Raw genomic sequence first — 14225 nt, forward strand, 5'->3', positions numbered from 1 at the left:
TCGGTGGGTGACAGAGAGCCAATGTGGGAGCGAGCCTGCTCGCGAAGGCTATCGAGCGGTCACCGCCACTTCATCGCCGGACATATAAAGCCGCTCTATTCTGCCTCCCAAAAAAAACCGCCCTTTCGGGCGGCTAAAGTACTTCGACCATGATTCAGAAGCTTTGGCTGAAGCTGATGTTGAACGCGCTGTCGTTGTTGTCGCTCGATACCTGGCCCGAGTACCCGATGCCCAGCTTGCCGGTCGGGGTGACCTGGAAGTCGATGCCGGCTTCGAGCAGTGCGCTGTCCTTGGCAATCGGTACGCCCTGGGTGCTGAACGAGGCGCCGCCGTCGATGAAGGTCAGGTCGGCGTCAGGTTTGGTGTCGCCGTAGGCGTGCCGCCAGCCGATGGCCGCGCGTGGTGTCAGCTGGCTGCCGTTGGCCAGGGTCACCAACTTGCCGACGCGCACGCCGAGGGTCGAGTAGGTGATGTCCTGATCGGCGTCGGCCTTCAGGCGCCCCACTCCCCCTTTTTCCTTGCCGGTGTCGCTGTTGTAGTTAACGTAGGCCAGCCCGGCAAACGGTTCGATGGCGACGCCTGCCGCGTTGATTGCGTAACCCACTTCACCGAACACCTGCGCACTGCGTGCGTCGTAATCGGCCTTCAGGCGATCGTTGTAGCTGCCGACGCTGACGTCGCGTTTGGTCTCGATGCTGTGCCAGCTGTAAGCCGCGCCGAGGCGCACCGCCAGTGCATCGAATTGCGAGTTCAGATAACCGGCCAAGTGGTAGCTGTCGACCTTGGCGTCCGAGTTGCGATCATGCGCGTTGAGGTTGCTGCGGGTGTAGCCGGCGGCCATCCCGGCACGCCAGTTGTCATCCAGCGCCTTGTCGGTGCCGAGCATGAAACCGCCGAGGTTGCGATCGACTTTGGCTGTGTTGCTGTCGCCGCCCATGTCGCCCCAGGCACCGATGGCCCGGATCCAGCCGACCATTTCACCGTGGCAACCGTTACTGCTCAGTTGCGTGTCGCTCGGTGCCAGGGTACGACGCGGATCATCCGCAGCGCTGCACGATGGCTGGCGCATGCGGTCGTTGACCGCCTCGCGAATGAAGCGCGAGTCTTCAAGCATGGCGCTGGCGGTGCTGGCGTGGATTTCCCCGGAGAGGCTGTCGAACGCATTGCGCGCACCGGCCACGCTGAGGTTGACGATCTGGTTCTGCAACGCCGCGCCGGCCGCACCGTTATTGGACAGTGCCGTGGCGGTGCCGCGCTGATTGCCCGTGGCGGCGACGTCAGCGAACGAGTTGCCGTTGCGGCTGACGGCCAGGGTGACCGAATCTGCACCGTAGACCAGCGAGCTGCTGAGGAACGCGTACTGCGGCAGATCAGCGGCACTGAAGGTGCCGGTCACACCACCGCCCGCAGTGATCAGCGAGTAAGTGGTATTACCGGTGAACGGCGCGAGGCTGTTGACCACCAGACCACCACCCAGGGCTGCCGTGCCCCCCACCACCAACGGCGTGGCGGTTGGCGAACTGACCGTCAGCGCCAACACACCGTCACTGGCATTGGTCAGGTTGCCGGCCACGCTCAAGGTACCTTCAGCGCCACCGGAAGCCACCATCCCGTGGTTGACCACCGAACCGACGCTGCCGTTACCGCTCAGGCCTGCACCGTTGGCGACAGTGACCTGCCCACCCAGCGAGGCCCGGGCCGCACGACTGCCGACTTGCAGCACGCCTTGATCGACCGAGACGGTGCCACTGAACGGTTGATTGCCGGTCAGCAGCAACGTGCCGGTGCCGCGTTTGGCCATCGCCCCGAGTCCGCTGAGGACGCCGTTGAACTGGCCATTGGTATTCTGCTGGAACACCAGCATGGCATTGTCGGTGATGTTGCCTTGCAGACTGGTGGTGTTACCGATCAGCGTACCGCCACTGACGGTGGTGCCGCCGCTGTAAGTATTGGCACCGGTCAGCACCAGCGTGCCGGAATCGAGCTTTTCGATCCCGCCGGTGCCGATCAGCGGCACATCGATTTGGGCGCTGGCACCGGCATTCACGCGGATCGGTGCGGGCGTGCCGCCAGGGCCATTGACCGGGGTCAGCGTGTCACCGGCATCCGGCACCAGGCTGTAGCCACCGACGAGGAATTGCAGGCCGGTGAAATTCTGATTGCCCTGCACGGTGACCACACCTGGCTGACCGCCAAACACCGCGAACTGACCATTGGCCGCCAGCGCCTGCGTGCCGCTCGGATCGGTCCAGTTGGTGCCCGGGCCCCACACGCCACTGCCGCCACCGATGCTGCCGTCAGGATTGGTGGTGCCGCCGTTCCAGAACTGCACTTCACCCGGAGTGCCCTGCACCAGCAGGTTGACCTGATTGGCGATCGCCGTTTGCAGAGTCAGGTTGGCCGCCGACACCGGCAGGCTGCCGTAGACCAGACCGTTGTCGGTCAGGCTGCCACCGTAGCGAAACAGTTGATAGACCCCGGTGCCGAAGCCGCCGGCGTTGCTGATATTCAGCGTACCGTCGAGGGTCAGGTTGCCGGCGACGTTGACCACCGTGGTTGAACTGGCGGCCGAGCCGAGGCTGAAGTCCAGGTTGGTCCCCGAGGACAGCGCCAGCGCACCGACCGACAACGGCGTGGCCGAGCCGCCACCGCTCAGCGTTGCACCGCTGGCCAGTTGCACGTTGCCACCCAGTTGCCCGCTGCCGCCGATTTGCGCACCGCTGGCGACATTGACGTTGGCGCTATTGAGCACGCCGTTGACGATCAGGTCGCCGGCCTGCACCGAGGTGTTGCCGGTGAAGGTATTGTTGCCGGTCAGGAGCAACTGGCCGGTACCGGTTTTGTTCAGCGTGCCGCTGCCGGTGAGGTTGCCGGTGTAGCTGCCGTCGGCGTTCTGCGCGAAGGTCAGCGCCGCGTTGTTGACGATGGCGCCTTGCAGGCTGCTGGTGTCGCCAGTGGTCGTGCCAGCGTTCAGCGTGGTGCCGCCGCTGTAGGTGTTGGCACCATTGAGCACGAGATCACCGCTGCCGTTTTTCACCAGACTGCCAGTGCCGGTGATGGCGCCGAGCAACGTGGTGTTCTGGTTGCCGGCCAGGGTCAGTTGCCCACCAAGGTTGACGGCATTGGCCAGTTGCAGCGCCGAGGTGCTGTCGAGGCTGCCGTTGCCGGTCACGCTCAATGCACCGCTGCTGATGGCGCTGTTGTTGCCCAGCACCAGCGTGCCGCCAGCGAGTTGCGTGCCGCCGCTGTAGGTGTTGCTGCCATTGAGGGTCAGGCTCGAAGCGCCGGACTTGATCAGGCTGCCTGCACCGCTGACCACACCGTCGAGGGTCAAGGCGTTGCTGCCAGCGACGCTCAGGCCACCGTTCACCACCACATCGTTGCCCAGCGTGACGGCCGCGTTGCTGTCCAGTGCGGTGCCGTCAGCGGCAGTCAAGACGCCAGTGCCCAGCGCCGCGTTATTACCGACGACAATCTTGCCGCCGTTGAGCGCGGTGCCACCGGTGTAGCCGTTGGCGGCATTGAGCACCAGCGTACCGCTGTCGTATTTGCCGAGGGTGCCGCTGCCGTTGAGCGCTACGCCAACGGTCGCGGTGGCATTCGGATCGACTCGCACCGTGGCGTTACCCAGCGAACCGTTGACCAGGTTCAGCGCACCGGCCGCGCCGTTCTGCAGGGTGTAGCCATCGGTGACGAATTGCAGGCCGGTGATGGTTTGCGCGCCGTTGACGGTGACCGTGCCGGCTGTGCCCTGGAACACTGCGAAATTATTGGTCCAGGCCTGATTGGTGGTGCCGTTGACGTCGGTCCAGTTGGTGGTGCCGGTGCCCCAGGTGCCGCTGCCGCCATCGACCGAACCGTTGGCGACGAGTTGGTTGCCGTCCCAGAACTGCACGGTGACGCCCGGTGCGGTGACCAGCAAATTGATCTGGTTGGCCAGCGCGGTTTGCAGGGTCAGATCCCCCGGGGTGACGCTGCCCGGCACCGTGCCGATCAACATGCCGTTGTCGGTCAGGCCGCCGGTGTAGTTGATCAACCGGTACACGCCGCTGCCAAAACCGCCGATGTCACTGACGTTGAGGGTGCCGTCAAGGGTCAGGTTGCCACCGACGTTGACCAGCGCATTGCCGCCACCGGAAACCGGCACACCGAGGCCGACATCGAAGTTGGAATTGGCGTTGAACACCAGCGAGTTCACCGACAGGGTGCTGCCGGTGGCGCCGGCCAGGTGACCGCCATCGGCCACGGTCACGGCACCGCCCAGTGAGCCGCCGCCAGTCAGGGTGCCGCCGCTGTTGACCAGCACACTGGCGCTGTCCAGCGAGCCGCTGACGTTCAAGGTGCCGGCGTTGACCGTGGTGTTGCCGGTCAGGCTGTTGAGGCCGGCGAGGGTCAGCGTGCCGGTACCGAGTTTGCTCAATTCGCCAGTACCGGTGAGTACACCGGTAAAAAGGCTGCTGGCGTTGTTGCCGCCGATGCTCAAGGTGTTGCCGCCGCCGATCAGTGCGGTGCCACTGCCGGTCAGGCTGGCGAGGCTGCCGGAGCCGCCGAGATTCAGCGTCGCCGCAGCGCCGAGATTGACTCCGGCGTTACTGCCCAGCGCCGAATTGCCCAGCGTGGTCAAGCTGCCGGACTGCACATCAAAGGTGCCGCTGAAAGTGTTGTTGCCCGACAGCGTCAGGTCGGCCAGGCCATTTTTGGTCAAGGTGCCCGCCCCGGCGATCACACCGCCGAGGGTCAGATTGTTGTTGCCGGCCACGCTCAGGTTGGCATTGACGTTGACGTTGTTCGCCAGCACCAGCGGCGCCGTGGTGTCGAGGGTCGACGCACCCGCCACGGTCACCGCGCCGGAGCCCAGGCCCGCCGAGGTGCCGAGGGTCACGGTGCCGGCGTTCAGTGTGGTGCCGCCGCTGTAGGTGTTAATGCCGTTGAGGGTCAGGTTGGACGCGCCGTTCTTGATCAGACCGCCGGTACCGCTGACCACGCCGCTGAGCGCTACGTCGCTGTTGCCGGTGTTGGTCAGATTGGCGTTGAGCACCACGTTGTTGCCCAACGACACCGAGGTGTTGCTGTCCAGCGCCGAGGCACCGGCCACGGTCAGGTTGCCCAGACCGAGGGCGCCGTTGCTGCCGGCGGTCAGGGTGCCGGCGTTGAGGGTGACGCCGCCGAGGAAGTTGTTGGCCCCGCTCAGGATCAGGTTGGCCGCGCCGTTCTTGGTCAGGCTGCCAGCGCCGTTGATCGCGCCGCTCAGCGTCAGGTCGTTGCTACCGACGACACCAAGGTTGCCCGCCAGATTGATCGCGTTACCCGCCGTGAAGGCGCCGCCGGCATCCAGGGTGGTGCCGTTCGCCGCGTTCAGGGTCGCCGAGCCCAGCGCGCTGTTCGACGCCAGAATCAAACCTCCCGCATTCAGCGCCACCGGCCCGAGGAAAGCGTTGTTGCCACCGAGGGTCAGGCTGGCCGAACCGTTCTTGATCAAGCCGCCAGTGCCGGAAATGACACCGTTGAGGGTCAGCGCATTGCTGCCGAGCACAGTGAGGTTGCCGTTGAGGGTGGCCGCGTTGGCCAGGGTTACGGCGGTGTTGCTGTCGAGTTGCGTGCCGGCGTTGGCGATCAACGCTCCGCTGCCCAGCGCGGTGTTGCTGCCGACCACCAGGGTGCCGCCATCCAGTTGTGTGCCGCCGGTGTAGCTGTTGGCGCCGTTGAGCACCAGGGTGCCGGCGTCAAGTTTGTTGAGGATGCCGCTGCCGTCGATGTTCACGCCGACCGTGGCGGTCACGCCCGGATCGACCCGCATCGCGGTGGTTCCACCGCTGCCATTGACGGCAGTCAGCAGACCCGACGTGCCGTTGACCACGTTGTAGCCGTCGGTGAGGAATTGCATTCCGGTGAACAGTTGCGTGCCGTTGACCGACACCGTACCGGCCGTGCCCTGAAACACCGCAAAGTCGCCGGCCCAGGTCTGGTTCAGCGTACCGTTGGAATTGGTCCAGTTGGTGCCGCCGGCAGTCCATGTGCCGCTGCCGCCGTCCACATTACCGTTCGGGATGGTCTGGCTTCCGTCCCAGAAGCGCAGATTGGTGTTAGGCGCCGACACCACCAGATTCACCTGATTGCCAAGGGTCTGCACAAGGATGTCGCCAATGCCGTAACCCACCGGTACACCGGCCACGGTCAGGCCGTTGTCGGTCAGTGCGCCGATGTAGTTGAACAAGCGATAGACACCCACGCCGAAGCCGCCGGCATCGGTGACGTTGAGGTTACCGTCGAGGGTCAGGTTGCCGCCGATGTTCATCAGCGAGCTGGTCGATGGCGTAGCGAGGCTTGCGTCGACATTGCTGTTGGCCGTGAGGATCAGCGACGAGGTGGACAAGGTGTTGCCCGAGGACAACGCCAGATGACCGCCGCTGTTGACAGTGATGACGCCAAGCGCCGAACCGGTCCCCGTGAGGGTCGCACCGTTGTTGACGTTGAGCTGGGTACTGGCCAGCGAACCGGTAAGGTTCAGCGTGCCGCCGTTGACCTCGGTGTTGCCGGTGATGCCGTTGCTGCCCGTGAGGTTCAGCGTCCCGGTACCGACTTTGGTCAGGGTACCGCTGCCACCGAGGTCGCCGTCGAAGATGCTGGTGCTGCTCACGCCGCCCACGGTCAGCGTGTTGCCGCCGGCGACCTGCACGCTGCCGCTGCCGCTCAGCCCGTTGAGGCTGGCGCTGCTGTTGAGATAGAGATTGGCACCGGCGCTGATGTTGGCGCCGGAAGTGTTGCCGAGCGCCCCGCTGCTCACGGTGGTGACGCTGCCGGAGGCGATGTTCAGCGCACCGGTGAAGGTGTTGTTGCCGCTGAGCGTCAGATCGCCAAAGCCGTCCTTGGTCAGGCTGCCGGCGCCATCGATCACGCCGCTCAGGTTCAGGGTGTTGCTGCCGGCCAGGGTCAGGCCGGCGTTGAGGGTGATGTTGTTGCCGACGTTCATGCCGGTGCTGGTATCCAGCGTCGAAGCGCCACCGACGGTCAGGCCACCACTGCCCAATGCAGCGGCCGAGCCCAGTGTCAGCGTACCCGCATTGAGGGTGGTGCCGCCGCTGAAGGTGTTGGTGCCGTTGAGGGTCAGGTTGGCCGCGCCGTTCTTGATCAACTGGCCGGTGCCGCTGGTAACGCCGCCGAGGGTCAGGTCCTGGGTGCCGCCGACGCTCAGGGCCGCATTGAGCACGACCGCGTTGGCCAGGCTGGCCAGCGGCGAACTGCTGTCGAGGGTTGCTGCGCCACCGACGGTCAAGGCACCGGTGCCGAGGGCCGAGCTATTGCCGACGGTCACCGTACCGGCATTCAGTGTGGTGCCGCCGACGTAGGTGTTGGTGCCGTTGAGGCTCAGATTGGCCGCGCCGTTTTTCACCAGGCTGCCAGCCCCGGCGACGGTTCCGGTGAGGGTCAGATCCGCGCTGCCGCCCACATTGAGCGCCCCGGCCAGGTTGACCTGATTGCCCAGGGTGACGGCGGTGTTGGTGTCCAGCGTGGTGCCCGCCGCTGCGTTCAATGCGCCGCTGCCCAGCGCGGTGTTGCTGCCGACAATCAGCTTGCCGACGTTGAGTGCGGTGTTGCCGAAGTAGGTGTTGGCGCCGTTGAGAATCAGGTCGGCGGGGCCGCTTTTGGTCAACCCACCGACGCCGGAAACCACGCCCGCGAGGGTCAGCGCGTTGCTGCCGCCGACGGTCACGTTGCCACCGAGGTTGACGTTGTTGGCCAGGCTCGTCGCGGTGCTGGCATCCAGCGTGGTGGTGTTGCCGGCGTTGAGCACGCCGGTGCCGAGGGCGGTGTTGGAACCGACGATCAGTGTCCCGGCGTTCAGCGACGTAGCGCCGGTGTAGGTGTTGTTGCCGGTCAGGGTCAGGGTCGAAGAACCGGTCTTGATCAGGTTACTGCCACCACTGATCACGCCGCCGAGGGTCAGCGGGTTGGCGCCGCCGGCAGTCAGGTTGGCGTTCAGGGCAATCGCGTTGTTCAGCGTCACGTTGGTGCTGCTGTTGAGCGTTGCGCCCGCGCCGCCCACGGTCAGCGTACCGGTGCCGAGTGCCGCGCCGTTGCCGACGGTCAGGCTGCCGGCGTTGAGCGCGGTGCCACCGGTGAAGGTGTTGGCGCCGTTGAGGGTCAGGTTGGCGCTGCCGTTCTTGGTCAACTGGCTGGCGCCACTGATCACGCCACCGAGGGTCAGCCCGTTGCTGCCGCCGATCCCCAGATTGTTGTTGAGAATGACGTTGTTGTTCAGCGTCACCGCTGTATGCTGTCGAGGGTCGCAGCGCCGCCGACGGTGATATCGCCGCTGCCGAGCGCAGCGTTGGCACCCGCCGTGATGGTGCCTGCGTTCAACGCAACAGCACCGAGGAAAGTATTGGCGCCGTTGAGAATCAGGTTGGCCGCGCCGTTCTTGGTCAGCCCGCCGCTGCCACTGACCACACCACCGAGGGTCAGGTTGGCGTTACCGGCGATGTTCAGGTTACCGCCAAGGGCGACCGCGTTGCTCAGCGCCACGGTGGTGCTGGCGTCGAGGGTAGTGCCCGCCGCCGTGGTCAATGCGCCAGTGCCCAGTGCGGTGTTGGAGCCGACGATCAGCGTCCCGGCATTGAGCGCCGTGCCGCCGGAGAAGGTGTTGTTGCCGCTGAGGGTCAGGTTCGCGGTGCCATTTTTGATCAGGTTGCCGGCACCGCTGATGACGCCGCTCAGGCCCAGCGCCTGGGTGCCGCCGAGGGTCAGATCCGCCGCCAGCGCGACAGCGTTGGCCAGGGTCACCGCGGTGGTCGCATCCAGCGTGGTGCCCGCCGCCGCGTTCAAGGCGCCCGTGCCGAGGGCGGTGTTGCTGCCAACGAGCAAGCTGCCGCCGTTGAGCGCGGTGGTGCCGCTGTTGGTGTTGTTGCCGGTCAGGGTCAGGCTGGCACTGCCGCTTTTGGTGATCGCGCCGGTGCCGGACACAATACCGCCCAGGGTCAGGGCATTGCTGCCGAGCACGTTCAACGCGCCGGTGATGCCGACGTTGTTGGCCAGGGTCACGTTGCCGGTGCTGTCGAGGCTGGTGCCGTTGCTGGTGTTGAGCACCCCGGTGCCCAAGGCGTTATTGTTGCCCACGCGTAGGGTCCCGGCGCTGAGGCTGGTGATCCCGGTGTAGGTGTTGCTGCCGTTGAGGGTCAGGCTGCCGCTGCCGGTTTTGGTCAGGTTGGCGGCGCCGCTGATCACCCCACCCAGGGTCAGCGCACCAGTGCCGGTCGCAGTCAGGGTGCTGTTGAGCGTGATCGCGTTCGCCAGCGAAATGGGCGTCGTTGCCGAGATGCTCGAAGAGCCGCCAACCGTGATGCCACCGGTACTGAACGCCTGGTTGTTGCCCACCAGCACTACACCGCCATTGAGCACGCTGTTGCCGGTGTAAGTGTTGATGCCGTTGAGGTTGAGCTGACCGCTGCCGATCTTGGTCAGGCCGCCGCTGCCGGAAATCACACCGTTGAGGGTCGTGCCGTTGATGCCCTGCAGGGTCAGGCCGCCGACACCCAGATTGATCTGGTTGGCCAGCGTCAAACCGGCATTGCTGGCCTGCAGGATCCCGCCGTTGGACGTTAGCACGCCGCTGCCGAACGCCGCGTTGTCGTTGAACTGCGCGACACCGCCATTGAGCGTGGTCGCGCCGCTGACCAACGGCCCCTGCAAGGTCCAGGTGCCGCTGTTGAGGGTCAGGTTGTTGAAGTTGACGTAGGTCGCGCTGGACGCCGTGCCGGTCCCGGTGGTGCCGCCGCCGAGGCCGATCGGGTTTTGCAGGATCAGCGTGTTGGTGCCCGCTGCGCCGCCATCGATCGTGCCAGTCGGGGCGAAGGTCAGGTTGATGCCGATCAGGCCCCCGAGGCCGACGGAGACTTGTACACCGTCGCCGACGTTCACGCTGGAACCGGTGATCGCGTAGAAGGTGTTGGTGCTGCCCGCCCCCATCGACACACCGCCGGTGATGTTGCCGGCGTTGGTGAAGGTGTTGCCCGCCACTGACGTCTCGAACGCAATCCGGCCGTTGATCGTGCCACTGGCACTGTTGGTCATGTTGACTTGTGAACCGCCATACACCCCGACCACCGGGGTATCGGCCAGGGTGATGCCGCCGACCGACAGTCCGGTGGAGGTGATGGTGCCGTCGTTGGTGATGGTCGTGGTGCCCGACACCGAGTTGTTCACGCCAATCCCCAGCCCGTCGATGCTGGTCAGGTTCAGACCGAGCAGCATGCCGGTACCGCGAATGATCCCGGTGGCGTTGTTGACGATGCTCACCGTGCTGGTCGCGCCGGTACCGATGAACGCACCGCCACTGAGGATCGAGACCAGGCCCAGCAACGCCGGGTCGAGGGTGCCGGAGTTGTTCAGGTTGATATTGGCCCCGGTCAGGTTGATGACCTTGCCACCCAGCGTCGCGTTCATCTGCGCCCCGGAGTTGACGTTGACCGTCAAGCCGCTGGTGGCGCTGCTGTAGTCATTGAGAAACAGCGGCAGCGTCGGGACGCCCGAACAGGTAATCGTCGAACCTGCCGCCGAGCATGTCGCGAGCGCCTGCTCGCTGACCCCACCGAACAAAAGTCCGGCAACGCTCAGGTGCACGGCAAGGGAAAGAGGGGAAAAACGCGAAACGAGGGCGACACCAAACCTTGCTTCCACGGGCTACTCCTTGTCGTGGCCAAATTCTTCCTTGAAGGCGTGCAAGTCGGGCTTATTCCACACGCGAATCAAGACTGCGACGGTCATCACAAAACCGCGTTATGGGTGACAAGCTAGTAGACGCCCCGCGATGAGGCACTGATTAAATGGTGTTAATACTTTAATACTACGGCCGTCTAAACCGCGGGTTTCGGCCTCTAAACACAGGACTCTGCCTAAACGAAATCCCCCTGTAGGCGCTGCGGCACGCTGCGATCTTTTGATCTTGATCCTTAAAAACAAAATCAAAAGATCGCAGCGTGCCGCAGCGCCTACAGGGGCGAACGGTGCGACTTGGTACGTGTTGTGCAAACGTTTGCGACCTACCTATATCGGCTTTTTCGTAACAAAACCGTACAGACCCGCAGAACCCGGGCCTTGATCCGCAAAAAAAGGACTTTGAATGCACGCTGCTTCCCTTCTTCGCGCCCCGTTTGCGCGCACGTTTGCTGTTTCCCTGCTACTGACCGGCGTTACCGGAGTTCTCAGCCACAGCGCATTGGCGCAACCGGCGCTGCCCGACGAATCCGCTCAGGGCGAAGCGCTCAGCCCGGAAGCTGCCCCGCCGAAAAAAGGCGCGTATCTGTCGGACTGGTACAACCAGGACCTGACGCTGATCGGCAGCAAGGACATCAGCTTCGGCCCGCAACCGGCCGACGACATTTATCTGGAATACGAGTACTTCGGGCGCAAGGGGCCGTTCGAGCTGTACGGCTACGTCGACATTCCGAAGATCTTCAACATCGGCAACAGCCACGACAAAGGCGTGTGGGACCATGGCTCACCGGTGTTCATGGAGCACGAGCCGCGCATCTCCATCGACTACCTCGCCGGCCGCAGCCTGGCCATCGGCCCGTTCAAGGAATGGTACGTGGCGTTCGACTGGATCTACGATCACGGCAGCCGTAAAGAGAACCGCGCCAACACCCTGTACAGCGGCTTCGGCACCGACATCGACACCCATTCGCGGGTCAATCTGTCGGCCAACCTGTACGGGCGCTACCAGTGGGAAAACTACGGCGCGAGCAATGAATACTCGTGGGACGGCTACCGCGCGCAGCTCAAGTACATCGTGCCCATCGACAAGTTCAGCAACGGCGCTTCGCTGACCTACATCGGCTTCACCAACTTCGACTTCGGCTCGGACATCCACAAGGACAACCCGGCACGCACCGCCAATGCCACGGTGGCAACCAACGTGTTGCTGTATTCGTTCACCCACTTGCGTTTCACCCTGGTCGGCCGTTATTTCCACAACGGCGGCAACTGGGAGGACGGCAGCGAGCTGAACTTCGGCGACGGCAATTTCCGCGCGCGCTCCAACGGTTGGGGTTACTACGCCGGCATCGGCTACCAGTTCTGAATTCAGGAGATTTTCATGCAAGCAATGACGCGTCTGACCCTGGCCGCTGCGGCCCTGCTCTCTTCCACCACTTGGGCGGCTGAAGCGCCGATCCAGCCGAAAGTCGTGCTGATCACCATGTTCGCCCCCGAGGCGCAGCACTGGATCGAGCGCCTCGACCTGAGACAGGAAATCCGCGTACCGGGCCTGTCCGCCGAGTACCCGACCATCCGCTGCAACACGCAACAGGTGTGCCTGCTGACCACCGGCATGGGCCAGACCAACGCCGCCGCTTCAACCTTGGCCTTGGCCCTGTCGCCGAAATTCGACCTGCGCAAAAGCTGGTTTCTGATCGCCGGGATCGCCGGCATCAGCCCGAAACACGGAACCATCGGCACTGCGGCGTGGGCGCATTACCTGGTGGAATTCGGTACCCAATGGGAGCTGGATTCGCGCGATGCGCCGGCGAGCTGGCCGACCGGTTACCTCGGCATCAACACCAAAGGCCCGAACGAAAAACCGCCGTTGGACTACAAGACCGAAGTCTTCGAACTCAACCCGAAACTGCAGGCCAAAGCCTTCGCCCTGAGCCACAAGGTCGAGCTGAGCGAGAGCAAGGAATCGGCAGCGTGGCGCCGCAAATACCCGTCGGCCCCGGCCAATCAGCCGCCGGTCGTCACCCGCTGCGACACGTTGGCTGGCAACACCTGGTTCTCCGGTACACGCCTGAGCGAACGCGCCGAGGTCTGGACCAAATTGTTGACCGATAACAAGGGTGAATACTGCACCACGCAACAGGAAGACAACTCGACCTACGAGGCCTTGTTACGCGCCAGTCGCGAAGGTCTGGTGGATGTGCAGCGTCTGGCCGTGGTGCGTGCCGGCTCTGACTTTGATCGGCCGGCACCGGGCGGCAGTGAAGTGGACAATCTGCTCAAGTACGCCGATCAGGGCGGCTTTGTGCCGGCGCTGGAAAACCTCTATCGCGCGGGCAATCCACTGGTGCAGGACATTCTGAAAAACTGGTCGGCGTGGGAAAACGGCGTCCCGCAATCCTGAGCCCAACAAAGAACCCTGTGGGAGCTGGCTTGCCAGCGATGGCATCAGTTCAGTCAACATCTCCATCGACTGTTCTACCGCTATCGCTGGCAAGCCAGCTCCCACAGGCTATGCGGTGTCTGGAAGATCAGGGAATCAGGATGACCTTGTCGCCACTGCCCTGATTCACCTGCGCGTAGCTGTCCACCCCCTCCGCCAATGGCACCTCCACCAACCCCTGCGGCAACGGCAACAGATCCTCATCGAAGAACCGCCCAAACTGCTCGAGCATCACCGCACAGGCTTGCACGCCGTACAGCAGCGAGTTGATCCCGACCACCGAACCGCCCTTGCGGTACAACGCCAGCGCCGGCAATTGCACATGGCCATCGACCGGTGCGGCGATGATCGCGATGCGGCCGAACGCGGCCAATGCCGCCACCGAGGCGGGCAGCCAGAAGCCGGTGGTGTCGAAGATCACGTCAGCGCCACCGCTGTACACCGCGTTGACCTGCGCGCCGAGGTCTTCGGGTTTATCCAGCCGAATCGTCTGGAAGCCTTGCGCCTGCAACTCCTTGACCTGCTCCGGCCGCCGCGCCGCCGCCAATATCTGCGCGCCGCGCACTTTGGCCAGCGCCAACGCTGCCGTGGCCACCGCGCCGCCGCCGATCACCAACAAACGGGTTTCAGCGCTCACCAGACTGCGCTCCAGCGCATCCCACGCCGTGGTGTAAGGCACGCCGAGGCTGGCCGCCTGAGCGAAGCTCAAGTGCGACGGTTTATGCGCCACGCCATTGGCCGGCAATTTGACGAATTGCGCGTGCGAACCATCGGCAAAAAAGCCCAGTTCGCGCCCGGTGCCCCAGACTTCCTGACCGAGCAACGCCTGCGGGCCTTCGACCACGACACCGGCAAAATCGCGCCCGGGAATCCGTGGCAATGTGGTGTAGGGAAACCGCCCGAGTACGTTCTTCACATCGCTGGGGTTCAGACCGGCGGCCTTGATTTCGACCAGCACGTCATCAGCGCCGGGCACCGGGGTCGGTACGTCGACGAAACGCAGGGAGGACAGATCGCCGGTTTTATCGAATTGCAGTGCTTTCATGAGGACATCCACCAAAGGAAAAAAAGG

3 protein-coding genes and 1 pseudogene are annotated in these 14225 nt (G+C 64.2%); 2 read left to right on the plus strand and 2 right to left on the minus strand.

All coding sequences use genetic code 11. The annotated features are described in order from the left end of the window. Window positions 1-154: 154 nt before the first annotated feature. A pseudogene (locus KVQ82_RS19705) lies at window positions 155-10674 on the minus strand (autotransporter-associated beta strand repeat-containing protein). A 442-nt stretch (window positions 10675-11116) separates the two neighbouring features. Between KVQ82_RS19705 and KVQ82_RS19710 the strand changes: the two are divergent. Together KVQ82_RS19710 and KVQ82_RS19715 are read left to right on the plus strand one after the other, a co-directional pair. Then, on the plus strand, window positions 11117-12076 hold the full coding sequence (locus tag KVQ82_RS19710) for a nucleoside-specific channel-forming protein Tsx (RefSeq protein WP_027613853.1): 960 nt from the start codon (window positions 11117-11119) through the stop codon (window positions 12074-12076). Window positions 12077-12091: 15 nt separating this feature from the next. Beyond that, a complete protein-coding gene (locus KVQ82_RS19715; protein WP_222015318.1) occupies window positions 12092-13114 on the plus strand; it encodes a purine nucleoside permease in 1023 nt (340 codons plus the stop codon). Between the two features lie 127 nt (window positions 13115-13241). Here KVQ82_RS19715 and KVQ82_RS19720 read toward each other — a convergent pair whose 3' ends face one another. Further along, window positions 13242-14198, minus strand: a complete 957-nt coding sequence (locus KVQ82_RS19720; RefSeq protein ID WP_222015320.1) for a zinc-binding alcohol dehydrogenase family protein — start codon at window positions 14196-14198, stop codon at window positions 13242-13244. Window positions 14199-14225: the final 27 nt, after the last annotated feature.

Source organism: Pseudomonas sp. AO-1, assembly GCF_019775695.1.
GTDB lineage: Bacteria > Pseudomonadota > Gammaproteobacteria > Pseudomonadales > Pseudomonadaceae > Aquipseudomonas > Aquipseudomonas parakoreensis.

Bases quoted from the DNA above. Each gene is read 5' to 3' on its own strand.
- KVQ82_RS19710 (WP_027613853.1), top strand. From the start codon at position 11,117: ATGCACGCTGCTTCCCTTCTTCGCGCCCCGTTTGCGCGCACGTTTGCT.
- KVQ82_RS19715 (WP_222015318.1), top strand. From the start codon at position 12,092: ATGCAAGCAATGACGCGTCTGACCCTGGCCGCTGCGGCCCTGCTCTCT.
- KVQ82_RS19720 (WP_222015320.1), bottom strand. From the start codon at position 14,198: ATGAAAGCACTGCAATTCGATAAAACCGGCGATCTGTCCTCCCTGCGT.